Annotated in this window: 23 protein-coding genes; 13 read left to right on the forward strand and 10 right to left on the reverse strand. The window is 67.0% G+C overall.

Annotation, left to right across the window (positions count from 1 at the left end):
• Positions 1-20 precede the first annotated feature (20 nt).
• Entirely contained in the window at positions 21-641 is a 621-nt protein-coding gene (locus tag ACZ50Z_RS17325) for a hypothetical protein (RefSeq protein WP_464484638.1), read from the forward strand.
• Here the strand turns inward: ACZ50Z_RS17325 and ACZ50Z_RS17330 are convergent.
• The 3 genes from ACZ50Z_RS17330 to purB are packed head-to-tail and all read right to left on the reverse strand — an operon-like array spanning position 606 to position 4,296.
• Positions 606-1,628, reverse strand: coding sequence for a tellurite resistance/C4-dicarboxylate transporter family protein (locus tag ACZ50Z_RS17330; protein ID WP_464484639.1), 1,023 nt, complete (start codon positions 1,626-1,628; stop codon positions 606-608). The genes ACZ50Z_RS17325 and ACZ50Z_RS17330 overlap by 36 nt on opposite strands.
• On the reverse strand, positions 1,625-2,881 hold the full coding sequence (locus ACZ50Z_RS17335; RefSeq protein ID WP_464484640.1) for a cytochrome P450: 1,257 nt from the start codon (positions 2,879-2,881) through the stop codon (positions 1,625-1,627). The genes ACZ50Z_RS17330 and ACZ50Z_RS17335 overlap by 4 nt, the downstream gene beginning before the upstream one ends.
• Positions 2,878-4,296 (reverse strand): adenylosuccinate lyase, encoded by a 1,419-nt coding sequence (purB, locus tag ACZ50Z_RS17340; protein WP_464484641.1) that lies wholly within the window; start codon positions 4,294-4,296, stop codon positions 2,878-2,880. Before purB ends, ACZ50Z_RS17335 begins: the two co-directional genes overlap by 4 nt.
• A 115-nt stretch (positions 4,297-4,411) precedes the next feature.
• Between purB and ACZ50Z_RS17345 the strand changes: the two genes are divergently transcribed.
• Positions 4,412-5,158 carry a DUF429 domain-containing protein gene (locus ACZ50Z_RS17345; protein ID WP_464484642.1) on the forward strand — a complete coding sequence of 249 codons (747 nt, stop codon included), beginning with the start codon at positions 4,412-4,414 and terminating at the stop codon, positions 5,156-5,158.
• 7 nt (positions 5,159-5,165) lie between these two features.
• Here ACZ50Z_RS17345 and ACZ50Z_RS17350 read toward each other — a convergent pair whose 3' ends face one another.
• Entirely contained in the window at positions 5,166-5,783 is a 618-nt protein-coding gene (locus ACZ50Z_RS17350) for a TetR/AcrR family transcriptional regulator (protein WP_464484643.1), read from the reverse strand.
• Between the two features lie 73 nt (positions 5,784-5,856).
• Here ACZ50Z_RS17350 and ACZ50Z_RS17355 point away from each other — a divergent pair, with 73 nt between their 5' ends.
• Both ACZ50Z_RS17355 and ACZ50Z_RS17360 read left to right on the forward strand, forming a co-directional pair.
• Positions 5,857-6,780 carry an alpha/beta hydrolase gene (locus ACZ50Z_RS17355; RefSeq protein WP_464484644.1) on the forward strand — a complete coding sequence of 308 codons (924 nt, stop codon included), beginning with the start codon at positions 5,857-5,859 and terminating at the stop codon, positions 6,778-6,780.
• Positions 6,781-6,849: 69 nt separating this feature from the next.
• Positions 6,850-8,433, forward strand: a complete 1,584-nt coding sequence (locus ACZ50Z_RS17360; protein WP_464484645.1) for a gamma-glutamyltransferase family protein — start codon at positions 6,850-6,852, stop codon at positions 8,431-8,433.
• Here ACZ50Z_RS17360 and purD read toward each other — a convergent pair.
• From purD to ACZ50Z_RS17385, 5 genes are all read right to left on the reverse strand, one after another.
• The gene (gene purD / locus ACZ50Z_RS17365; RefSeq protein ID WP_464484646.1) at positions 8,430-9,698 is read right to left on the reverse strand and encodes a phosphoribosylamine--glycine ligase; all 1,269 of its coding nucleotides are present in this window, start codon (positions 9,696-9,698) and stop codon (positions 8,430-8,432) included. The genes ACZ50Z_RS17360 and purD overlap by 4 nt on opposite strands.
• 99 nt (positions 9,699-9,797) lie before the next feature.
• A complete protein-coding gene (locus tag ACZ50Z_RS17370; RefSeq protein ID WP_464484647.1) occupies positions 9,798-10,235 on the reverse strand; it encodes a carboxymuconolactone decarboxylase family protein in 438 nt (145 codons plus the stop codon).
• Positions 10,235-11,092, reverse strand: coding sequence for an NAD(P)-dependent oxidoreductase (locus tag ACZ50Z_RS17375; protein ID WP_464484648.1), 858 nt, complete (start codon positions 11,090-11,092; stop codon positions 10,235-10,237). Before ACZ50Z_RS17375 ends, ACZ50Z_RS17370 begins: the two co-directional genes overlap by 1 nt.
• 44 nt (positions 11,093-11,136) lie before the next feature.
• Positions 11,137-11,886 carry an SDR family oxidoreductase gene (locus tag ACZ50Z_RS17380; protein WP_464484649.1) on the reverse strand — a complete coding sequence of 250 codons (750 nt, stop codon included), beginning with the start codon at positions 11,884-11,886 and terminating at the stop codon, positions 11,137-11,139.
• A gap of 14 nt (positions 11,887-11,900) precedes the next feature.
• Positions 11,901-13,370: an aldehyde dehydrogenase gene (locus tag ACZ50Z_RS17385; RefSeq protein WP_464484650.1), complete on the reverse strand. Its 1,470-nt coding sequence runs from the start codon at positions 13,368-13,370 to the stop codon at positions 11,901-11,903.
• A 210-nt stretch (positions 13,371-13,580) separates the two neighbouring features.
• On the opposite strand from ACZ50Z_RS17385, the gene ACZ50Z_RS17390 reads away from it, so the two are divergent.
• The 9 genes from ACZ50Z_RS17390 (at position 13,581) to ACZ50Z_RS17430 (ending at position 20,834) form a co-directional block, all read left to right on the forward strand.
• On the forward strand, positions 13,581-14,207 hold the full coding sequence (locus tag ACZ50Z_RS17390; protein WP_464484651.1) for a TetR family transcriptional regulator: 627 nt from the start codon (positions 13,581-13,583) through the stop codon (positions 14,205-14,207).
• A 16-nt stretch (positions 14,208-14,223) separates the two neighbouring features.
• Positions 14,224-15,441: a cytochrome P450 gene (locus tag ACZ50Z_RS17395; protein ID WP_464484652.1), complete on the forward strand. Its 1,218-nt coding sequence runs from the start codon at positions 14,224-14,226 to the stop codon at positions 15,439-15,441.
• Positions 15,442-16,269, forward strand: a complete 828-nt coding sequence (locus tag ACZ50Z_RS17400) for an SDR family oxidoreductase (RefSeq protein WP_464484653.1) — start codon at positions 15,442-15,444, stop codon at positions 16,267-16,269.
• Positions 16,266-17,621, forward strand: a complete 1,356-nt coding sequence (locus tag ACZ50Z_RS17405) for a cytochrome P450 (RefSeq protein ID WP_464484654.1) — start codon at positions 16,266-16,268, stop codon at positions 17,619-17,621. The genes ACZ50Z_RS17400 and ACZ50Z_RS17405 overlap by 4 nt, the downstream gene beginning before the upstream one ends.
• Positions 17,622-17,634: 13 nt before the next feature.
• A complete protein-coding gene (locus ACZ50Z_RS17410; protein ID WP_464484655.1) occupies positions 17,635-17,847 on the forward strand; it encodes a ferredoxin in 213 nt (70 codons plus the stop codon).
• 4 nt (positions 17,848-17,851) lie between these two features.
• Positions 17,852-18,397, forward strand: coding sequence for a nuclear transport factor 2-like protein (locus ACZ50Z_RS17415; RefSeq protein ID WP_464484656.1), 546 nt, complete (start codon positions 17,852-17,854; stop codon positions 18,395-18,397).
• Between the two features lie 164 nt (positions 18,398-18,561).
• Positions 18,562-19,689 carry an NDMA-dependent alcohol dehydrogenase gene (locus ACZ50Z_RS17420; RefSeq protein ID WP_464484657.1) on the forward strand — a complete coding sequence of 376 codons (1,128 nt, stop codon included), beginning with the start codon at positions 18,562-18,564 and terminating at the stop codon, positions 19,687-19,689.
• Positions 19,690-19,880: 191 nt separating this feature from the next.
• Complete coding sequence (locus tag ACZ50Z_RS17425) at positions 19,881-20,318, forward strand: ketosteroid isomerase family protein (protein ID WP_464484658.1); 438 nt, start codon at positions 19,881-19,883, stop codon at positions 20,316-20,318.
• A gap of 6 nt (positions 20,319-20,324) precedes the next feature.
• Positions 20,325-20,834 carry an HIT family protein gene (locus ACZ50Z_RS17430; RefSeq protein WP_464486289.1) on the forward strand — a complete coding sequence of 170 codons (510 nt, stop codon included), beginning with the start codon at positions 20,325-20,327 and terminating at the stop codon, positions 20,832-20,834.
• On the opposite strand, the gene ACZ50Z_RS17435 is transcribed toward ACZ50Z_RS17430, so the two are convergent.
• Entirely contained in the window at positions 20,822-22,264 is a 1,443-nt protein-coding gene (locus ACZ50Z_RS17435; protein ID WP_464484659.1) for a sensor histidine kinase, read from the reverse strand. The genes ACZ50Z_RS17430 and ACZ50Z_RS17435 overlap by 13 nt on opposite strands.
• Positions 22,265-22,266: the final 2 nt, after the last annotated feature.

Genomic DNA, 22,266 nt, shown 5'->3' on the forward strand with positions numbered 1-22,266 from the left:
CTTGTGCTGGGATCGGGGCTATGACATCGCGGTTTCTGCCCTACTCCACCAGGCCCGGCCGACTGGCCGCCCAGCTGTTCAGCGATTTCGCTGTCGTCGTGTGGACGGCGCTCTGGCTCCTCGTCGGCCTGGCGGTTTACGACGCCATCGCGACCATCGCCGACGCCGGCCGCCAGGTCGAGAGCGGCGCGCACGGCATCGCCGGCAACCTCGCGTCCGCCGGCCACGGCGCCCAGCACATCCCGGTGGTGGGCGACACCGTCAGCAAACCGCTCAACTCCGCCAGCCAGGCCGCGCTGGACATCGCGGGCGCGGGCCACGATCTGGACACCGCGGCGAGCTGGCTCGCGGTGCTGCTGGCGATGGCGGTCGTGGCGCTCCCGATCCTCGTCGCGGTGATCCCGTGGGTGTTTCTGCGGCTTCGATTCTTTCGGCGCAAGCTGTCGGTGACCGCGTTGGCCGCCACCCCGGCCGGTGCGCAGTTGCTGGCGCTGCGCGCGCTGACCACCCGACCGCCGCGGAAGTTGATCGCCGTCAGCGCGGACCCGGTCGGTGGATGGCGTCGCGAGGACCCGGTCACCATCGGGGCCCTGGTCGCGCTCGAACTACGCTCGGCGGGTATCGCGATCCGCCGGGCTTGACAGCAGCGCCCGCGAGAAGAGCAGCAGCCCGGCGACGACCACAATGAGCCAGGCGGCCAACGCATCCCAGAAGAACACCAGGGAGACGGTGAGCAGCCACCGCTCACCGAGCTCGATCGCCATGGCGAAACTCGCCGCCGAATACATGCCCAGCGGGAACACGAACGCCCACCAGACACCGGCGAATTGCAACATGTTGGGATGCCGCCTGATGCGGTGCAGGACGAAATAGATCAGCGGCGGAATCCACAGCGTGGCCGTCACCCAGGTCACGACGGTGACCGCACGCACCGGACCGGCCAGCCAGCCGGGCGCCACGGTATGGATGTTGTCGCCGGCCAGCGTCGCAATCGCCATGCCGCCCATCAGGATCCAGGTATCGGGTTCGAAGCCGTCGCGGTGCTGTCGTTCGTTGACCACGCGCCAGAGAGTCAGCCAAGTCATCAGGCCGTATATGCACAGCGCCGCCACCCATGCGACCACGGCCACCGCGAGCCACCAGTGGTGGCCGGTATGACGGGCCGCCCGGGCGATCACGATCGCCAAACCCGATGTTCCCACGCTGCCCAGCTGCCATGCGCCGTGGACGTGGTCGCGCAGCACGGACCAGCGCTGTGCCAACATGTTTCGCGCGCTGAGCACGATCAGCACCAGCCAGGAAAGCAGCCCGACGGCGCCGAGGACCCGCGCCACCCACACGTTGGACGACAGGCGCGTGTCGATCACAGCGCAGGCGGCGACGAATGTGATCATCCGCAGCGTGACGTCGGGATCCGTCAGGTTCCAGCGCAGCTTCTGTTCGGTGGCGCAGGCCTTCGCGACGACCAGGGCGACCAGCGCCAGCAGCCCGAGCGTGGCGATGACACCCATCGTGTCGCTGATCAACCGGTAGCCATGGTTTTTCGCGCCAATCGACAAGATTCCGGTTGCCATCACCGCAGCGAACACATCGGGTGTGGGCTCGATATCGGCCAATCGGATCGTCACTGGTCTTCGCGAAGCTCCACGACGAGGTGCCGGATGCCGGTATGCCGATTGCTGCGGGCCCATTCGACAGGCCGGACCACCGCCACCGCACCGAACCGGGAGAGCAACTCCTCGAATAGGACCCGCAGTTCCAGCCGAGCCAGGTTGGCGCCCAGGCAATAGTGCACACCCTGACCGAATCCCAGGTGCGGATTGGGCTTCCGGGTGATATCGAATTCGTCGGCGTTGCCGAACACGCTGGCGTCGCGATTCGCCGAGCCCTCCCAGATCTGTATCTTCTGTCCGGCCTCGATCTGCTGGCCGCCGAGCGTGACGTCGCGGGTGGCGGTGCGCCGCTTCGAGGGCGAGGGGGAGGTCCACCGCACCATCTCCTCCACGGCAGTGGGCAGCGCAGCGAGATCCTCACGCAGGGAATGTAGTTGCGACGGATGGTCGGCCAGCGCCAGCAGTCCGCCCGCGACCGCGTTGCGCGTGGTCTCCGCGCCGGCGCTGAACAACAGGCTGAAAAACAGGTACAGCTCGAGGTCGGAAAGGGCCGACGCGTCGTGCCCGTCGGCGTCGTCGAGCATCGCGTTCGCGACGACCGACAGCATGTCGTCGGTGGGATCGTCACGCTTGGCCGCGATCAGCTGTTGACCGTAGTCATACATGCGCGATCCGGCTTCCTCGACCGAGAGTTGCGACAGGGACGCCTTTCGCGAACCACCGAAATCGAACTGCGGCTCGATCGCCTCGAACAACCAATGCCGTTCGGATTCCGGCACTCCCAGCAGGATGCAGATCATCTGCATCGGCAGCTCGGCGGCGATGTCGACCAGGAAATCGAACGGCTCGCCCGGCACCACCGCGTCCAGCAGCCGGCGCGCCCTGGCGCGCAGATCGTCTTCCACCAGACGGATCATCCGCGGCGTCAGCCCAGAGCTGACCAGGCGCCGGATCTGGGAATGCCGCGGGTCGTCCATCATGTTGAGCACCTGCCCGGCGATCGCCAGATCCTGTAACAAGGTGCCGCCATACGGCCGTTCGCCGCCGGTGACCGACGAGTACGTCACCGGATCCTTCAGAACCTCAAGGGTTTCCGCGTAGGTAGCGACCGACCAGAAGCCCTCGCCGTCCGGGGTGTTGTCGGTCGGCGGGTGCCAGTACACCGGCACCTCCCGCCGATGGACGGCGAACAGGTCGTGCGGAAACCCGTCGGCGAAGTTGTCGAGATCGGTGAAATCGATCTCCGACAGCGCGCCGGCCAGAGTCACAGGATCGCACCCGGGGAGTACTTGGCGGCGTCCGGATAGCGGCTCACCAGCGCATCCACCAGCGCCGCCACCTCGTCCACCTGGTCACCGGCGGCGCCCGTGAACGCCTTCTTGTCCGCCAGCGCGGCGTCCAGCGCCGCCCGGTCCAGCGGGAGCCGCTCGTCGGCGGCGAGGCGATCCAGCAGATCGGGTTCGGCCCCACGTTCCCGCATTGCCAGCGCCGTGGCCACCGCGTGTTCGCGGATCACGTGATGTGCGGCCTCGCGGCCCATGCCGGAGCGCACCGCGGCGATCAATACCTTGGTGGTGGCCAGGAACGGCAGGTAGCGGTCCAGCTCGCGACCGATCACCGCCGGGTAGGCGCCGAACTCGTCGAGCACCGTCAAGAAGGTCTCGATCTGGCCATCGATGGCAAAGAAACTGTCCGGCAACGCGACCCGGCGCACCACCGAGCAGAAGACGTCACCCTCGTTCCACTGGGCACCCGCCAGTTCGGCGGCCATCGAGGCGTAGCCGCGCAACACCACCTGCAGGCCGTTGACCCGTTCGCAGCTGCGGGTGTTCATCTTGTGCGGCATCGCCGAGGAACCGACCTGTCCGGGCGCGAATCCCTCGGTGACCAACTCGTGTCCGGCCATCAAACGGATGGTGTGCGCCATCGAGGACGGTCCCGCGCCCAACTGCACCAGCGCCGAAATCACGTCGTGATCCAGCGATCTCGGATACACCTGCCCGACGCTATTCAAAACCGTTGCGAAACCTAGGAATTGGGCGATGCGCCGCTCGAGTTCGGCGAGCTTGCCCGTGTCGCCGTCCAGCAGATCGAGCATGTCCTGCGACGTGCCCATCGGCCCCTTGATGCCGCGCAGTGGATAGCGGTCGATCAGCTCGCGCAGCCTCGTCAACGCGATCATCGTCTCCTGGGCCGCCGAGGCGAATCTCTTGCCGAGCGTGGTGGCCTGTGCGGCGACATTGTGGCTGCGTCCGGCCATCACCAGGTCGCGATAGGCCAGCGCCCGCTCGGTGAGCCGCGCCGCAACCGCCACGCCGTGCGCGAAGACCAGCTCCAGCGAACGCCGGATCTGCAGCTGCTCCACGTTTTCGGTCAGGTCGCGGCTGGTCATGCCTTTGTGCACATGCTCGTGACCGGCCAGCGCATTGAATTCCTCGATGCGGGCCTTGACGTCATGGCGCAGGACGCGTTCGCGGTCCGCGATCGACGCCAGGTCGACGTCCTCGAGCACCCGCTCGTAGTCGGCGATCGCTTCGGGGGGCACCGCAACGCCGAGCTCCGCCTGCGCGCGCAGCACCGCGAGCCACAGCCGCCGCTCCGCGACGATCTTGGCCTCCGGCGACCAGATCGCGACCATCTCGGCACTGGCGTACCGGGCGGCCAACACATTCGGAATGCTCACTTGGTCCTCACGAACACACAGCTTACGGTTCGTCCGGCGTCGCGAGACTGCAACTGGCAACGCATTCGCCGAGTAGGGACGTCGCAGGTTACAGCCTCGCGGCACAATGTCGTGGATGCATTTCCTCGGTGTCGACCTCGCCTGGGCGGGCCGTAACCCGACCGGCGTCGCCGTCGTCGACTCCCGCGGCGATTTGGTGAGCGTGGGCGCGGTCCGCGACGACGACCACATCCTCGCCGCGTTGCGGCCCTACGTGCGCGGCGATTGCCTGGTTGCCTTCGACGCACCTCTGGTGGTGAACAACCCGACCGGCCAGCGTCCGGCCGAGGCCGCGCTCAACCGCGACTTCCGCCGGTTCGAGGCGGGCGCCCACCCCTGCAACACCGGGAAGCCCGAATTCGCAGCCGGCCCGCGCGCGGGCCGGCTGGCCGCGGCGCTGGGCCTCGACCTGGATCCGCGGTCAGCGGTTGGCCGTCGGGCCATCGAGGTCTACCCGCATGCGGCGACGGTCGCGCTGTTCCGGCTGGAGCGGACCTTGAAATACAAGGCCAAGCCGGGCCGCAGCGTCGACCGGCTCAGATCCGAGCTGCTGCTGTTGATGGACGGGCTCGAAGGGCTCGCGCAGGCCCCGATCCCGCTGCGCGTCGGCGCGCACGACGGCTGGGTCGCACTGCGGGCGGCCGTGGCGGCCGCGCAACGCAAATGCGAGCTGCGCCGCGCCGAGGATCCGGTCGACGCCGTCGTCTGTGCCTATGTGGCGCTGTACGCGCAGCGTTGCCCGGCCGAGGTGACGATCTACGGCGACGTTGACAGCGGGTGCATCGTGACGCCGTCGCTGCCGGCCGGCGGGGTCTTTCCGTAGCGGCCGGTCAGATCTGCACGGGGCGCTGATCGATAGGGGCGAGCACCTCGATGAGGTCGACCACCGCGCCCTGCGCCGCCGCGCGCGGATCCCGGCCCTCCACCAGGGCCGAGACCACCGACCCGTCGACCGCGCAGATCAGCGTGCACACCAGTTCGATGTGCACGGAGCGGCCGGAGCGTTCGATGGCCTCCGCGACGGCCTCGGCGCGCTGACGCAGGCTGCGTCGCATGGTTTCCTGCAACGCCGGCAGGCGGGTGCACGCGATGTGCCGCTCATAGCGCGAGATCAGCTGCTCGGTCAGCCCGGGCCCGGACACGTCCCCGACAAGCAGGTCCGCCAGCACCTCGGCGATGGTCTCGGGACCGCGGCGCCGTCGGGACAACGCGGTGACCCGCGACCGCAGCTGCGCCACCTCGATCATCGCGATGTGCTCGACCGCGCGTGCGATCAGATCGTCGAGGGAGGAGAAGTAATAGGTGGTGGACGCCAACGGCAATCCGGCCCGCCCGGCGACCGCCCGGTGGCGCACCGCTTCGAACCCGCCCTCAGCAAGCAGCTCGGCGGCGGCGCTGATGAGCGCGTACCGTCGACGTTCTCCTTTCGGAGTAACCGCTGCAGTCACGAGTAGCCATCGTGCCAGTCAAAGTGGTACTGCATTGCCATTTCGGCCAAACGGCCCGCCGAACCGACATGGCATGATGGCCCGCATGCCCGACTTGAGCCGACGCGCCGTGCTCGGCCTCGGCGCCGGCGCGGCACTCGGCGCCGTCGGCGCCTACGGGCTCGACATTTTGTTACAGCCTCGGACATCTCACGCCGCGCCGGTGTCCGTTCCGCGGGGCGGCACCCAGATTCCGTTGGCACCGCCGCCGGGCGCCCCGCGTGATCCGGCTCCCCCGTCGGCGCCCGCGCCCACCATGGTCACGGGTTCCTTCGTGTCGGCCGCTCGCGGCGGAGCGAACACCAACTGGGCCATCGCACGACCGCCCGGCCAGACCCAACCACTGCGGCCGGTGATCGCGCTGCACGGCAAGGGCAGCGACGCCTCCACCGTGATGGCCGGCGGCGTCGAGCAAGGGCTGGCGCAGGCCGTCAACGCGGGCCTGCCGCCGTTCGCGGTGGTCGCCGTCGACGGGGGCGGCAGCTATTGGCACAAGCGGGCTTCCGGCGAGGACAGCGGGGCGATGGTGCTCGACGAGCTCATCCCGATGCTGGGCAACCAGAATTTGGACACCTCACGGGTGGCGTTCCTGGGCTGGTCGATGGGCGGCTACGGCGCGCTGCTGCTCGGCGGCCGGCTGGGGGCCGGGCGCACGGCGGCGATCTGCGCGGTGAGCCCGGCGCTATGGCTGTCCTCCGGTGCGGCCGCGCCCGGCGCGTTCGACGGTCCGGACGATTTCGCGGCGAACTCGGTGTTCGGGATGCCTGCGCTGGCGTCCATCCCCATCCGGGTGGACTGCGGCGACAGCGATCCGTTCTACGCTGCGACAAAGCAGTTCATCGCGCAGCTGCCTCATCCGCCGGCGGGCGGTTTCTCCCCGGGCGGGCACAACGCCGAGTTCTGGAGCTCCCAGTTGCCGGCCGAGCTCACCTGGATGGCACCGCTGCTCACCGCGTGAGCTGCGGCCGAGCGTAACGCCACCGCGAACGATCGCGCCGAATTTCGCAGCAGCGTTACGCTCGCGGGCGTGACCGCAGATTTCGGTTGGGACCTCCCGTACGCCTGGCCACGCAAGCCGGTGCTCGCGGAAAACGTTGTGTGCACATCGCAACCGCTCGCCGCCCAGGCGGGGCTGCGCATGCTCGCCGAGGGCGGCAGCGCCGTCGACGCGGCCCTCGCCACCGCCATCACGCTGACGATCGTGGAGCCGGTTTCCAACGGCATCGGCTCGGACGCCTTCGCCATCGTGTGGGATGGCACGCAGTTGCACGGGCTGAACGCGTCGGGCCGCTCCCCGGTGGGGTGGACCCCGGAATACTTTGGCGGGCAAGCAGTTCCCCTCTTCGGATGGAACTCGGTGACCGTTCCGGGCGCGGTGTCGGCGTGGACCGAGCTGCATGCCAGATTCGGCAAGCTGCCCTTCGAGCGGCTCTTCGAGCCCGCGATCTCCTACGGCCGCAACGGTTTTCTGGTCTCGCTCACGGTGGCAGAACAGTGGGCGGCACAGGTGCCGCTGTTTGAGAGGCAGCCGGGTTTCGCCGAGGCGTTTCTGCCCGGCGGGCGGGCGCCGAAACCCGGCGAGCGATTCAGCCTGCCCGATCACGCGGCCACGCTCGAGGTGATCGCCGCCAGCAACGGCGAGGCGTTTTACCGCGGCGACCTGGCTGCCAAACTCGAGGCGCACGCGGCGGCCAACAGGGGTGTCATGCGGGCCAGCGACCTCGCGGCCCACCGCGCCGACTGGGTGGGCACGGTCGACGGCGGCTACCGGGGCTATACCGTGCACGAGATTCCGCCCAACGGTCAGGGGATCGTCGCCCTGATCGCCCTGGGCATCCTGGAGCACTTCGACATGGCGTCGTTGCCGCCCGACTCCGCCGACAGCGTGCACCTGCAGATCGAAGCGGTCAAGCTGGCGTTCGCCGACGCCCAGGCCTACCTCGCCGACATCGACCACATGCCGCTGCGCCCGGAACACTTGTTGGACAAGGGCTACCTGGCCCAGCGCGCCAGACTGATCGACCGCGCACGGGCGCAGCCGGCGTCGGCGGGCGCCCCCGCGGGGGGAACCGTCTATCTGACCGCGGCCGACGCCGCGGGGATGATGGTCTCGATGATCCAGTCGAATTACATGGGATTCGGCTCCGGCGTGGTGGTGCCGGGCACCGGAATCTCGCTGCAAAACCGAGGAGCGAATTTTACTGCGACCCAAGGTCATCCGAACATCGTGGGCCCCAGCAAGCGTCCATTCCACACCATCATTCCCGCCTTCGTGACCAAGGACGGGGCCCCGGTCATGAGTTTCGGGGTGATGGGCGGAACGATGCAGCCGCAGGGACACCTGCAGGTGATGGTGCGCATCGCCGATTACGGACAGAACCCGCAGGCGGCGTGCGACGGCCCGCGGTTCCGGTGGGTCCAGGGGCTGCAGGTCAGCTGCGAACCGGGTTTCCCGACTGCGACGCTCGACGAGTTGCGCCGGCGCGGACACGATCTGGTTGCCGTCGACGACTACAACCAATTCGGCAGCTGCCAGGCGATCTGGCGTCTCGAGGGTGGCTATGTCGCGGCCAGCGATCCGCGCCGCGACGGACAGGCAGTCGCTTTCTAGACGCGGATCTGGCCTTCGGCCGCCAACTGAGCGATGTCGTTGCGGAAGTGGCTGCCCGGCAATCGAATCGAACGAAGAACGTCATACGCGTGGGTCCGCGCGGCGGAGAGGTCCGCGCCGATTCCCACCACCGACAGCACGCGACCACCCGCGGAGACGATTTCGCCGTCCTCGCGCCGCGAGGTTCCGGCGTGCAGCACCCCGTCGGCCTCGGAGCCGACGATGACGTCGCCCACCCGCGGACGCCCGGGATAGTTTTCCGCGGCCAGCACCACCGTCACCGCGGCGCCGTCGCGCCAACGCAGCTCGCCGAACTCCGCCAACGTGCCGCTGCCCGCCGCGTGCAAGAGCTGGCCGAGCGGTGATTCCAGAAGGGCCAGCACCGCCTGCGTCTCGGGATCGCCGAAGCGGCAGTTGAATTCGACCACGGCGGGCCCGTTGGCGGTGATCGCGAGCCCGGCATACAGCAATCCGCTGAACGGGCAGTCACGCGCAACCATCTCGGCCGCAACGGGTTCGACGATATTGCTGACGATGTCGCGATAGACCTCGTCGGGTAGCCACGGGACCGGCGCGTAGGCGCCCATGCCGCCGGTGTTGGGCCCGTTGTCGCCGTCGCCGACGCGCTTGAAGTCCTGCGCCGGCAGCAGCGGCACCACGGTCTCACCGTCGACGACGCAGAACAGCGACACCTCGGGGCCGTCCAGATAGGACTCCAGCAGCACCGGGTGGCCCGCCTCGAGCAGCCCGGCGGCATGCGCTCGCGCCGCACCGCGGTCCGCGGTCACCACGACGCCCTTGCCGGCGGCCAGGCGATCGTCCTTCACCACCCAGGCGGCATCCCCGGCCGGCGGGCCGAAGCGGTCCAGGGCGGCGTCCAAAAGGGCGGGGCTGTCGACTATTTCAGTGGTCGCCGTGCGCACGCCGGCCGCGGCCATGACCTCCTTGGCGAACGCCTTGGAGCCTTCGATGCGGGCGGCGTCCTTGCCGGGGCCGAAGCAGACGATGCCGGCGGATCGCAACGCGTCGGCCACTCCGAGGACAAGGGGCACTTCGGGACCGATGACGACCAGGTCGGCGCGGACCGCGCGCGCCAGGGCGACGACATCTTCCGTCGAGGTGATATCGAGGTCGTGCTGCTCGGCCAGCCGGGCCGTGCCGGCGTTGCCCGGGGCGATGGCCAGTCCGGTCACTTGCGGGTCTTTGCGGAGCGCCAGGAGCAGCGCATGCTCACGGGCACCGGAACCGATCACCAGGACGCGCACGACAGGTCACTTTAGCGGCCGGTCAGGCCCCGATGCCGAGCAGACGCAGAATCGCGCGTTTCGGTGGCGAAATCTGCGATTCTGCGTCCGCTCGGCCTATCAGTCGCCCTTGTCGCCCGAGTGCATCTTCAGCGCGGCGTCGACGTTGCCCTTCTTGTCCTCGCCGGCGCCCTTTGCCGCGGCCTTCTTGCGCTTGGCCACGACGGCGTCGACAGCGCCGTTGAGCGCCGAACCCAGCGGGAAGCCCAGGTAGTGGGTGAGGAAGACGGCCATCTCCTTCAGTTCGGTCTCGGAGAGTTCACCGTTGAGCAGCGCGGCGTTGATCTGGATCTCGGCCAGGTCGCGATTCCCGATTGCGGTCACGGCCGTCAGCGTCATGATGCGCTTGTCGCGCATCGACAATCCCGGTCGCGTCCAGATGCTGCCGAAGAGGTGATCGACGGTCAGGTCGAAGTACGCGTCGCCTTCGATGTTGGGCATCTCCCACCCGTAGACCTCGTTCATCTTTGCGAGGCCCTTGCTGCGCAGTTCGTCCATTACGCCTCTTTCTCCGTGTGTGGCACCCCGAGTCCTGCGGCCAACCGCTCGTGCGCCAGCTGGGCCAGCGGCAAATCGACCGACACCGACTCGCCGAGAGCCAGCGCCAGGCTCAGGTCCTTCTCCCCCAGACCGCGGGTGTGCAAGAACGGCTCGTACAGGAAGTTGTCCGGCTCAAGGTCTTTCATGTCCTCGCGCACCATGATCGCGCCCGGGCCGCCGGTGAGCGCATCGGTGTGGCGCACCACCCGGCCCAACGCCTGCAGATCCAGTCCCGCCGCCTCGGCCAGTTTCATGGCTTCGCACGCCGCGGCATAGGAAGTGAACGTCAACATGTTGCGGGCCAGCTTCATTCGGGTGCCCGCTCCGGGCTCGCCCGCGTGGATGACCATCGCCGCCCAGTGCTTGAATGCCGGCTTGATCTTCTCGTAGACCTCACGCTCGGCGCCCACCATGGTGGCGAGCTCGCCTTTGGCCGCGGCGGCGGCCCCGCCGCTCACGGGCGCGTCGACGATGTGGATGTCTTGCGGTTTGAGTTCGGCCGCGAGTTCGACGGCGGTGGTGTCGCTGATGGTCGAGTGGATGGCGATGACCGTCCCCGGCTTGGCGTGCGCCGCCAGTTCGTCGACGACCTCACGCACCTGGGCGTCGTTGAGGACGGTGATGTGGATGATATCGGCGGCAGCGATGTCGGCGATGCTGTCGGCCAGGCCGGCGCCCTTTTCGGCCAATGGGGTCATCGCTTCGGCCCGAATATCGTAAACCGTTACCCCGCCTGGCCATTCGGTCATCTTGGTGGCCATGGGAGCGCCCATATTGCCCAGCCCGATGTACCCCAGCTTGAGCGCTTCAGTCATGCGCCACTCCTTTTCATCGCTTCGCTCTGCATCGTCGCCGGCGGCTAGGATCGGAAAATCTGTCCGCCGTCGACGTTGAAGATCTGGCCGGTGATCCAGGACGCCTCGTCGGACAGCAGAAACAGACACATGCCGACGAGGTCTTCGGGCTGTCCCATGCGCGACAATGGGATTCCCTTGACGATGTCGGCAACCATCTCCTGCGGCGTCGTCGACCGGTTGGCCTCGGTATCGATGGGGCCCGGTGCGATGGCGTTGATCCGGATGTTCTGACCCCCGAGCTCGGTGGCCAGCTGCTGGGTGAGTCCGTTGATCCCGACCTTGGCCAACCCGTAGAAGTTCGAGTAAAGCCATGCCGCGGTGGAGGACTGGTTGACGATCGCCCCGCCACCCCGCTTGGCCATCTTCTTGTAGACCGCGCGCGTGCACCACAGCGCGCCGTCGAGGTTCACGCTCATGAACTTCTTGTAATACTCGGGGTCGACGGTGATCAGAAAGTCGAGCTTCATGCCCCCGAAGATCGCGGCGTTGTTGACCAGGTAGTCGATGCCGCCGAATTCGGCCACCGTGCGGTCGGCCATCGCCTTGGCCGATGCCGGGTCGGACACGTCGACCGGAATACTGATGGCCGTTCCGCCGTCAGCCACGATCTGCTTGGCGACCGCCTCGGCCGCCTCGGCGTTGATGTCGGCGACCACCACCGCGGCTCCCTCGCGGGCCAGCGCCTCGGCATAGGCCTGACCGATCCCGCCTCCGGACCCGGTGACGATGCCGACTTTGTTCTCGAAGCGCATGTTCGGTAGCTCCTCTAGTTAATTGCTGTCGCAATAGTTTTGGTTTCCAGGTACTCCTCGAAACCGGCCAGGCCCATCTCGCGTCCGTTTCCGGACTGCTTGTAACCGCCGAAGGGCGCATCGGCCGAGTACCACACGCCACCGTTCACATTGATCGTGCCCGCCCGGACGCGGGCGGCGGCCCGGGCGGCCCTGTCCGGGTCAGCACCAAACACGGTGCCCGACAAGCCATATGGCGAGTCGTTGGCAATGCGGACGGCGTCGTCGTCGCCGTCGTGCGGGATCACCGTCAGGACCGGGCCAAAGATTTCCTCGCGCGCGCAGCGCGCGTCGTTGCCCAGCCCCGCGATCACCGTGGGCTCGATGAAGAAGCCGACTTCGCGGTCGGCCGGCCGGCCACCCCCACAGGCGAACGTCCCGCCCTCGGCGACCGCCGAGTCCAGGTAACCCTGTATGCGATCCCGCTGGCGCGCCGAAATGACTGGGCCGCAGATGGTTCCGGGATCCCTGGGGTCGCCGGCCCTGATGCCGCCCATCGTCGCGGCCGCGATGGAGACGGCCTCGTCATACTTCGCCCTCGGCACCACCAGCCGGGTGGTGATCGCACAGCCCTGCCCCGCGTGCATGCACACCGAGAACGCGGCCACGCCGACCGCACCGCCGAGGTCGGCGTCGTCGAGGACGATGAACGCCGACTTGCCGCCCAGCTCGAGGAAGACCTTCTTGATGGTCGCCGCGCCGTCGGCCATCACGGCGCGACCGGTCGCCGTCGACCCGGTGAACGAAACCATGTCCACCCGCGGGTCTTTCGATAGCAACGCCCCCACCCCGTGGTCGTCGGAGGTGACGATGTTGATGACGCCGGGCGGAAAATCGGTGTGCGCGGTGATGAGCTCCCCCAACACGGCGGCGCACCAGGGGGTGTCGGGCGCGGGCTTGAGGACGACGGTGTTTCCGGCGGCCAGGGCCGGCCCGATCTTCGCGAGGTTGATCTGGTGGGGAAAGTTCCACGGGGTGATGGCGCCGACAACGCCGACGGCCTCGCGCGCGATGGTGCGCCGGGTGCGGATGCCCATCGGCGACGCCTCGCCGAGATCTTGGTTGTATTCGTAGGATTCGGCGGTGTCTGCCGCGAACGCCAGGTCGTTGACCGGTACTTCGAGCTGAGCGATGCTGGTGAGCATTCGCGGCGCGCCGACTTCGGCGATGGTCAGGTCGCGCAGCTCTTCGAGGTGCTGCTGCATCGCCTCGCGCAGTTGGCGCACGCACCGCACCCGTAATTCGGTGTTGCGCGACCAGTCCGTCTCATCGAAGGCGCGCCGCGCGGCGTCGATCGCGCGGTCCATGTCGGCGGCGTCGGCGTTGGCGGCGACGCCCAGCACTTCCTCGGTCGCCGGATTGACCGTGGGAAAGGTGCCGGCGCTGCCGGCCGACATCTTGCCGTCGATGAAGAGTTCGCTCACGCCGTCGGCCAGCAAGGCCATGTCCCGCTCCTGTCTGTGCGCGGCCGACCCGCCGCGCCAATCTAGTGGACAGTTGTCCGATATCGTCCGATCGAACCATAGTCGCCCGGTCAGCGGCGGTGCAAGAGCCGATCCCGCCAGACGCGCGAAATCGCCACAAAATCGCTGATTAGCAATGACGTTGCCGGAACGGACTTGCTTCGTGCCGACACCATCGATTAGCTTGGACATGTGTCCAGCGATGCACTGGCGATCACATCCGACGCCGACCGCCAGACCGGTCAGGCGCCGCGCAATCGCCGTCAAGAGGAGACCTTCCGGAAGGTGTTGGCCGCCGGCATCGAAACGTTGCGCGAAAAGTCCTATGCCGACCTGACCGTGCGCGCGGTGGCGGCCCGTGCCAAGGTCGCGCCCGCGACCGCCTACACCTACTTCTCCTCGAAGAATCACTTGATCGCCGAGGTCTACCTGGACCTGGTGCGGCAGGTCCCCTACTTCACCGACGTCAACGACCCGATGCCCACCAGGGTGGAACAGGTGTTGCGCCACCTGGCCCTGGTGGTCGCCGATGAACCCGAAGTCAGCGCCGCCTGCACGACGGCCTTGCTCAGCGGCGGAGCGGACCCCGCGGTGCGTGCCGCCCGCGACCGCATCGGCGTGGAGATCCACCGGCGGATCACCTCCGCGATGGGCCCCAACGCCGATCCCACTACCGTGTCGGCCTTGGAGATGTCGTTTTTCGGCGCGCTGGTCCAGGGCGGCAGTGGCGAATTCAGCTACCGCGAGATCGCCGACCGGCTGGCCTACGTGGTGCGGCTGATCCTGACCGGCGCCAAAGACACAAGCCCCGAGACGTAAGGCAGGAACCTAAGCGATGACCGTCCACGTTGGCGACCACGAGCTGGTCCTGGATCCCTACGATTACGACTTTCACGAGGATCCGTACCCGTACTACAAGCGGCTGCGCGACGATGCCCCGCTGTATCGCAATGAGGAACTGAAGTTCTGGGCGCTGTCGCGGCATCAAGATGTGCTGCAGGGCTTCCGCAACAGCACCACGCTGTCCAACAAGTACGGCGTGTCGCTGGATCCAGCGTCGCGCGGCCCGCACGCCAGCAAGACGATGAGCTTTCTCGCGATGGACGATCCCGCCCACCTGCGTCTGCGCACGCTGGTCTCAAAGGGCTTCACCCCCCGCCGGATTCGGGAACTCGAACCCCGCGTCACCGAGATCGCGACGCAGCACCTCGACACCATGCTGGCCAAGGCGAAAAACGGCACCGTCGACTATGTCGACGAGTTCGCGGGCAAGCTGCCCATGGACGTCATCTCCGAGCTGATGGGTGTCCCCGAGCCCGATCGAGACCAGGTCCGCGCGTGGGCCGACGGGGTGATGCACCGCGAGGAGGGCGTCACCGATGTGCCCCCGGAGGCCGTCGAGGCCTCGCTCAACCTCATCGTCTACTACCAGGGGATGGTGGCCGAGCGGCGCGAGAAACTGACGGACGATCTGACGTCGGCGCTGCTGGAAGCCGAGATCGACGGCGACCGGCTCACCGATGACGAGGTGCTCGGCTTCATGTTCCTCATGGTGATCGCGGGAAATGAAACCACCACCAAACTGCTTGCCAACGCCGCCTTTTGGGGCCACAAGAACCCGGATCAGCTGACGCCGGTCTATGACGACCTGTCTCGGGTGCCGCTGTGGGTCGAGGAGACTTTGCGCTACGACACCTCCAGCCAGATCCTGGCCCGCACCGTGTCCGGCGAGCTCACCCTTTATGACACCACCATTCCCGACGGCGACGTCCTGCTGCTGTTGCCCGGTTCGGGCCATCGTGACGAGCGGGTGTTCGACAACCCTGACAATTATGTGATCGGGCGCGAAATCGGGCCCAAGCTATTGAGTTTCGGTAGCGGCGCACACTTCTGCCTGGGCGCGCATTTGGCGCGGATGGAGGCCCGGGTGGCGCTCACCGAGTTGTTCAAGCGAATCCGCGGCTACGAAGTGGACGAGGCCAACGCCGTCCGCGTCCACTCCAGCAATGTCCGCGGATTCGCCCACCTACCAATGAGCGTGGAGGTCCGCTGAATGCCCCGCTTTGAGCCCCTGCCCGAACGCCGGCCCGCCATCGTGGCCGGCGCCTCCTCCGGCATCGGGGAGGCCACCGCCATCGAACTCGCGGCGCACGGCTTCCCGGTCGCCCTGGGCGCGCGCCGGGTGGAAAAGCTCGACGACATCGTCGGCAAGATCAACGCCGAGGGCGGCGAAGCGGTCGGGTTCCACCTGGACGTCACCGACCCGAATTCGGTGAAATCCTTTGTGGCACAGTCGGTCGATGCGCTAGGCGACGTCGAGGTACTGGTCGCCGGGGCGGGCGACACCTACTTTGGCAAGCTCGCCGAGATCACCACCGACGAATTCGAGTCCCAGCTGCAGATCCATCTCGTCGGCGCCAACCGGCTGGCCGCCGCGGTGCTGCCCGGCATGCTGGAGCGGCAGCGGGGTGACCTGATCTTCGTCGGCTCCGACGTCGCGCTGCGCCAGCGGCCGCACATGGGCGCCTATGGCGCGGCCAAGGCGGCTCTCGTCGCGATGGTCACCAACTTTCAGATGGAGCTCGAGGGCACCGGCGTGCGGGCCTCGATCGTGCATCCGGGCCCGACGAAGACGTCGATGGGCTGGAGCCTGCCCGCCGAAAAGATCGGCCCCGCACTGGAAGACTGGGCGAAGTGGGGCCAGGCCCGTCACGACTACTTCTTGCGCGCAGCGGATTTGGCACGAGCCATCGCGTTCGTCGCCGAGACACCGCGCGGTGGCTTCGTTGCCAACATGGAGCTTCAGCCCGAAGCTCCGCTGGCCAACAACAAAGATCGCCAGAAGCTCGCACTCGGCGAAGAGGGGATGCCAGGACAATGACCAGCACAGCTATCGTGCCGCGGGTTTCCGGCGGTGAAGAAGAGCATGGCCATCTCGAGGAATTCCGCACCGACCCAATCGGTTTGATGAAGCGGGTCCGCGACGAGTGCGGCGACGTCGGGTGGTTCCAGCTGGCCGGCAAGCACGTCATCCTGCTCTCCGGCGCGGGCGCCAACGAGTTTTTCTTCCGGTCCGCCGACGAGGACCTCGACCAGGCCGCGGCGTACCCGTTCATGGCGCCGATCTTCGGCAAGGGCGTGGTGTTCGACGCCAGCCCGGAGCGGCGCAAGGAAATGCTGCACAACTCGGCGCTGCGCGGGGAGCAGATGAAGGGCCACGCCGCGACCATCGAGGCTCAAGTGAAGGGGATGATCGCCGACTGGGGCGACGAGGGCGAGATCGAGCTGCTCGACTTCTTCTCCGAGCTGACCATCTACACCTCGACGGCGTGTCTGATCGGCGTGAAATTCCGCAACCAGCTCGACCACCGGTTCGCCGAGTACTACCACGAGCTGGAACGCGGCACTGACCCGTTGTGCTACGTCGACCCCTACCTGCCGATCGAGAGTTTCCGGCGTCGCGACGAGGCCCGCGTCAAACTCGTTGCGCTGGTGCAGGAGATCATGAACGAGCGGCTGGCCAACCCGCCGAAGGACAAGAGCGACCGCGACATGCTCGACGTGCTCGTGTCGATCAACGACGAGGACGGGAACCCGCGGTTCTCCGCCGACGAGGTCACCGGAATGTTCATCTCACTGATGTTCGCCGGGCACCACACCAGTTCGGGGACCTCGGCGTGGACCCTGATCGAGTTGATCCGCCATCCCGAGGTGTACGCCGAGGTGCTGGCCGAGCTCGAGGAGCTCTACGCCGACGGCCAGGAGGTGAGTTTCCATGCGCTGCGGTCGATTCCGAAGCTGGACAACGTGGTCAAGGAGACGCTGCGGCTGCACCCGCCGCTCATCATCCTGATGCGGGTGGCCCAGGGCGAGTTCGAGGTCGAGGGCTTCCCGATTCACAACGGCGACTACGTCGCGGCGTCCCCGGCGATCTCCAACCGGATTCCCGAGGACTTTCCCGACCCGGATGCGTTCAAGCCGGACCGCTACAACAAGCCCGAGCAGGCCGACATCGTCAACCGGTGGACCTGGATCCCCTTCGGCGCGGGCCGGCACCGCTGCGTCGGCGCGGCGTTCGCCCAGATGCAGATCAAGGCGATCTTCTCGGTCCTGTTGCGCGAGTACGACTTCGAGATGGCGCAACCGGCGGACAGCTATCACAACGACCACTCGAAGATGGTCGTGCAGCTGGCCCGGCCGGCCAAGGTCCGCTACCGCAAACGCAACGCGTAAGGAGCAATTTCTCATGGCCTCAGGTGGATTCAGGATCGAAGCCGATCTGGATTTGTGTCAGGGCCACGCCATGTGCGAACTGGAGGCACCCGACTACTTCCGGGTGCCCAAGCGGGGCAAGGTCGAGATCCTCGACCCCGAGCCGCCCGAAGACGCCCGCGACGAAGTCGAGCGCGCGGTCGATATGTGCCCAACGCAAGCACTATTCATCAAAGAGAAAGACTGAGGACATGGCGTCACACTCCCGCGAGGATCTCGAGGCATGGGTCGACCGCTGGCTGCAGGCCAACAAGGACTGCGAAAAGGCCGGTGACTGGCGGCCGTTGGCGGACTTCTACACCCAAGACGCCACCTACGGATGGAACATCGGCCCCAAGGAAGACGTGATGTGCGTCGGCGTCGACGAGATCCGCGACATCGCCCTCGGCCTCGAGATGGAGGGCCTGGAGAACTGGGTGTACGAGTACCAGAAAGTGCTCATCGACGAGAAGCAGGGCGAGATCGTCGGCTTCTGGAAACAGATCGTCAACAAGACCGACGGCACCCGGGACGAGATTTATGGCATCGGCGGCAGCTGGTTCCGGCTCAACGGCGACAACCTCATCGAGTGGCAGCGGGACTTCTTCGACTTCGGCCACGTCGCCTACACGTTCGGCAAGCTCATCGAATCCGGCGACTTGAGCGAGGGCATGCAGAGGCGCATCGAACGCAGCATCGCCGGTGAGAAGCTGCCCGGCTACTACCCGCTGGGCGAGGCGCCGTCACCGATTTGGTGATCGGGGAGCCGATGGCGGAGCGCGGAGCCAACCAAGCATTTGATTTGTTGCACGCGCTATGCTGACGCGACAAGGGTGCCTGTGGTACCCGTCACCTCGCTGGCCGGCATGAAGGGGCCGGTCAGCGCTGATCAATTCAAAGGCGAAATGGGGTCAGGACCATCGTGAAGACAAAAGGCGCACTGATCTGGGAGTTCAACCAGCCCTGGTCCATCGAGGAAATCGAGATCGGCGACCCGCAAGCGCATGAGGTCAAGATCCAGATGGAAGCGGCGGGCATGTGCCACTCCGACCATCACCTGGTCACCGGGGGCATCCCGATGGCCGGTTTCCCGGTGCTGGGCGGCCACGAGGGCGCGGGCATCGTCACCGAGGTCGGCCCCGGCGTCGAAGACATCGCCCCGGGTGACCACGTGGTGCTGTCGTTCATCCCGTCGTGCGGGCAGTGTCCGACCTGCCAGGCGGGCATGCGCAACCTGTGCGACCTGGGGGCCGGCCTGCTGGGCGGTGCCGCGGTCTCCGACGGCACCTTCCGCATCCAGGCGCGCGGCCAGAACGTCTTCCCCATGACGCTGCTGGGCACGTTCTCCCCCTACATGGTCGTGCACCGCAGCTCGGTGGTGAAGATCGACGAGTCGGTCCCGTTCGAAGTCGCCGCGCTGGTCGGCTGCGGCGTCACCACCGGCTACGGTTCCTCGGTCCGCACCGCGGACATCCGGCCGGGCCAAGACGTCGCCATCGTCGGCGTCGGCGGGGTCGGCATGGCGGCGCTGCAGGGCGCGGTCAACGCCGGCGCCCGCTACATCTTCGCGATCGACCCGGTGGAATGGAAGCGCGACCAGGCGCTGAAGTTCGGCGCCACCCACGTCTACCCCGACATCATGGCCGCGATGGCGGGCATGGCCGAGGTCACCTACGGCCTGATGGCCCACAAGGTCGTCGTCACCGTCGGTGAGCTGCAGGGCGCCGACGTCGACAACTACCTCAACATCACCCAAAAGGGCGGCACCTGCGTGCTGACCGCCATCGGCAGCCTGCTGGACACCAACGTCAACCTCAACCTGGCGATGCTGACCCTGATGCAGAAGAACCTGCAGGGCACCATCTTCGGTGGCGGCAACCCGCAGTACGACATCCCGCAGCTGCTGTCGATGTACAAGGCCGGCAAGCTGAACCTGGACGACATGATCACCCGCCAGTACAAGCTGGAGCAGATCAACGACGGCTACCAGGACATGCTGGACGGCAAGAACATTCGCGGCGTCATCCGGTTCACCGACGCCGACCGGTAAATCGCCCGTCTCATCAGCCGCGTCTTTTAAGTGACCGGCTTTCTGCCGCCTCATGGCGCCGGGAACAACCGGCGCCATGACGGTGCGCGGTCGAGCTCCTTTTTTGCGCCACAACGCGATCGGCGCACGTAGGCCCACCGGGTTGACTCATCCCGAGCCACCAGGTGCGCAATCTAGTGACAGGAGAAGAAATGACCGAAGCAGCAGCAGCTCAAGAATCCCAGGCATCGCCGGCCCTGGCCGCGTCGCAGTCCTCGTGGCGGTGCGTGCAGGCGCACGACCGGGCCGGTTGGCTGGCGCTGATGTCCGATGACGTCGTCATCGAGGACCCCATCGGCAAGTCCGTCACCAACCCCGACGGCACCGGCGTGCGCGGCAAGGAGGCCGTCGGCGCGTTCTTCGACACCAACATCGCGGCCAATCAGCTCTCCATCACCTGCGAGGAGACCTTTCCGTCGAGTTCGCCCGACGAGATCGCCCACATCTTGGTGCTCAACAGCAAGTTCGAGGGCGGCCTGACCAGCTCGGTGCGTGGGGTGTTCACCTACAAGGTCAACGACACCGGGCTGATCACGAACATGCGCGGCTACTGGAACCTCGAGATGATGCAGTTCGGCAAGGAGGACTGAGTGCCCATGGCGTCGATCTTCACCAAGATCATCAACCGTGAACTGCCCGGCCGCTTTGTCTACGAGGACGACGACGTCGTCGCGTTCCTGACGATCGAGCCCCTGACACAGGGGCACACCCTGGTCGTGCCGCGCGAAGAGATCGACAATTGGCAGGACGTCGACGGCGCGGCCTTCGCCCGGGTCATGACCGTGAGTCAGTTGATCGGCAAGGCGGTGTGTAAGGCCTTCAGAACCGAACGGTCCGGCCTGATCATCGCCGAACACGTCTTCCCCACCCGCAGCCTCGGACGGACCGTGAGTCAGTTGATCGGCAAGGCGGTGTGTAAGGCCTTCAGAACCGAACGGTCCGGCCTGATCATCGCCGGATTAGAGGTGCCACACCTGCATGTGCACGTCTTCCCCACCCGCAGCCTCAGCGACTTCGGCTTCGCCAACGTCGACCGCAACCCCTCACCGGAATCCCTGGACGAGGCCCAGGCCAAGATCAAGGCGGCGCTGGCTCAGTTGGCGTGAACCGCATTCTGCGCGTGGACGTCACTGATGCGCGGCAGCGTCACCCGGAAGCAGCAGCCCTCGCCGGGCGCGGTGGTCACGCTGACGACACCGCCGTGCGCCCGCACCAGCGACTCGACGATGGATAGACCCAGACCGGTACCGCCGCTGGCCCGCGCCCGCGACGAGTCGGTGCGATAGAACCGCTCGAACACCCGCGTCGCGTCCTGCTCGCTCATGCCGGGACCCTTGTCAGCCACTTCGAGGACCGCGTCGTCGCCGTCGGTGCCGACCCGCACCGTCACATCGGCGCTTTCCGGGGTGTGCTGCAAAGCGTTGGCGATCAAATTGCTCAGCACCTGCCGGATGCGTGCTTCGTCACCGTGCACCTCCGGCGTTCCCGGGCCGTCGAGGACCTTCATGGTGATGGTTCGGCGGGGATCGATCGCCTGCGCGTCGTGCACCGCGTCGCTGGCCAGCGCCAGCAGGTCCACCCGGTTGTGCTCGAGTGGTCGTTGCACGTCGAGGCGGGCCAGCAACAGCAAGTCGTCCACCAGCAGGCCCATCCGGGAGGCCTCGCTCTCGATCCGCGACAACAACATGGCGACGTCGCGGGCGGCGCCCTGGCGATACAGTTCGGCGAAACCGCGGATGGTGGTCAGCGGGGTGCGCAGCTCGTGGCTCGCGTCGGTGATGAAGCGGCGCATCCGGTCCTCGGAACCGCGGGCCTTCTCGGCCGAGGACTCCGAGGAAGCCAGCGCTTGCTGAATCTGCGCCAGCATCCCGTTGAGGGCGAGCGAGAGCCGGCCCACCTCGGTTCGCGGATCACGTTCTGGGACACGGCGATCCAGCTGACCGGACGCGATGGCCGCGGCCGTTCGTTCGACTTCGGCCAGCGGCCGCAGGCTGCGCTGTACCACCGCGAAGCTGGCGATTCCCACCAGGACCAACACCGCCACCCCGATGCCGATCTGCAGCCAGACCAGCGACCCGACGGTGTGCTGGAGGTCGGACAGGTCGATCGCGACAGTGGTCAAGCCGTGTGGCCCGTGCACCGAGACGGCCCGCCAATGAATGTTCGAACCATTCACCGAGGGCAGCGTCGTCGGATTGGGACCCACGTCGTTGTTGGCCGGCAGCGCGGGCTCGGCGTTGCGGTCGTTGATGGCGGTGAAGGGGGTGCCGTCGGTGCTGACGCCGCGCACGTAAAACTTCGACGGCGGCCGGCCTGGATCGGGGCCTTCGTACGGTGGCGGTGACTGACGACGCGGTGCCTGCGCCCAGCTGTGGGATGCGTCAAGCAGCGTCTGATCGATCCGGCTGAGCTGACTGTGCCGCAGGATCGAGGTGACCGCGACACCGGAAACGGCGAGGCCGCAGGCGACCAGCACCAAGGTGGCGGCGACGAGCCCTATTCGGAGTGGCAATCCACGTCGAGGCTGAGTGACCATCT

This window comes from Mycobacterium sp. NTMscope_MAC_269 (assembly GCF_976985695.1).

Coding starts and splice junctions, on each gene's coding strand:
- ACZ50Z_RS17325 (WP_464484638.1), top strand. CDS start 21: ATGACATCGCGGTTTCTGCCCTACTCCACCAGGCCCGGCCGACTGGCC.
- ACZ50Z_RS17345 (WP_464484642.1), top strand. CDS start 4,412: ATGCATTTCCTCGGTGTCGACCTCGCCTGGGCGGGCCGTAACCCGACC.
- ACZ50Z_RS17355 (WP_464484644.1), top strand. CDS start 5,857: ATGATGGCCCGCATGCCCGACTTGAGCCGACGCGCCGTGCTCGGCCTC.
- ACZ50Z_RS17370 (WP_464484647.1), bottom strand. CDS start 10,235: ATGGACGAACTGCGCAGCAAGGGCCTCGCAAAGATGAACGAGGTCTAC.
- ACZ50Z_RS17375 (WP_464484648.1), bottom strand. CDS start 11,092: ATGACTGAAGCGCTCAAGCTGGGGTACATCGGGCTGGGCAATATGGGC.
- ACZ50Z_RS17380 (WP_464484649.1), bottom strand. CDS start 11,886: ATGCGCTTCGAGAACAAAGTCGGCATCGTCACCGGGTCCGGAGGCGGG.
- ACZ50Z_RS17385 (WP_464484650.1), bottom strand. CDS start 13,370: ATGGCCTTGCTGGCCGACGGCGTGAGCGAACTCTTCATCGACGGCAAG.
- ACZ50Z_RS17395 (WP_464484652.1), top strand. CDS start 14,224: ATGACCGTCCACGTTGGCGACCACGAGCTGGTCCTGGATCCCTACGAT.
- ACZ50Z_RS17400 (WP_464484653.1), top strand. CDS start 15,442: ATGCCCCGCTTTGAGCCCCTGCCCGAACGCCGGCCCGCCATCGTGGCC.
- ACZ50Z_RS17405 (WP_464484654.1), top strand. CDS start 16,266: ATGACCAGCACAGCTATCGTGCCGCGGGTTTCCGGCGGTGAAGAAGAG.
- ACZ50Z_RS17410 (WP_464484655.1), top strand. CDS start 17,635: ATGGCCTCAGGTGGATTCAGGATCGAAGCCGATCTGGATTTGTGTCAG.
- ACZ50Z_RS17415 (WP_464484656.1), top strand. CDS start 17,852: ATGGCGTCACACTCCCGCGAGGATCTCGAGGCATGGGTCGACCGCTGG.
- ACZ50Z_RS17425 (WP_464484658.1), top strand. CDS start 19,881: ATGACCGAAGCAGCAGCAGCTCAAGAATCCCAGGCATCGCCGGCCCTG.
- ACZ50Z_RS17430 (WP_464486289.1), top strand. CDS start 20,325: ATGGCGTCGATCTTCACCAAGATCATCAACCGTGAACTGCCCGGCCGC.
- ACZ50Z_RS17435 (WP_464484659.1), bottom strand. CDS start 22,264: ATGGTCACTCAGCCTCGACGTGGATTGCCACTCCGAATAGGGCTCGTC.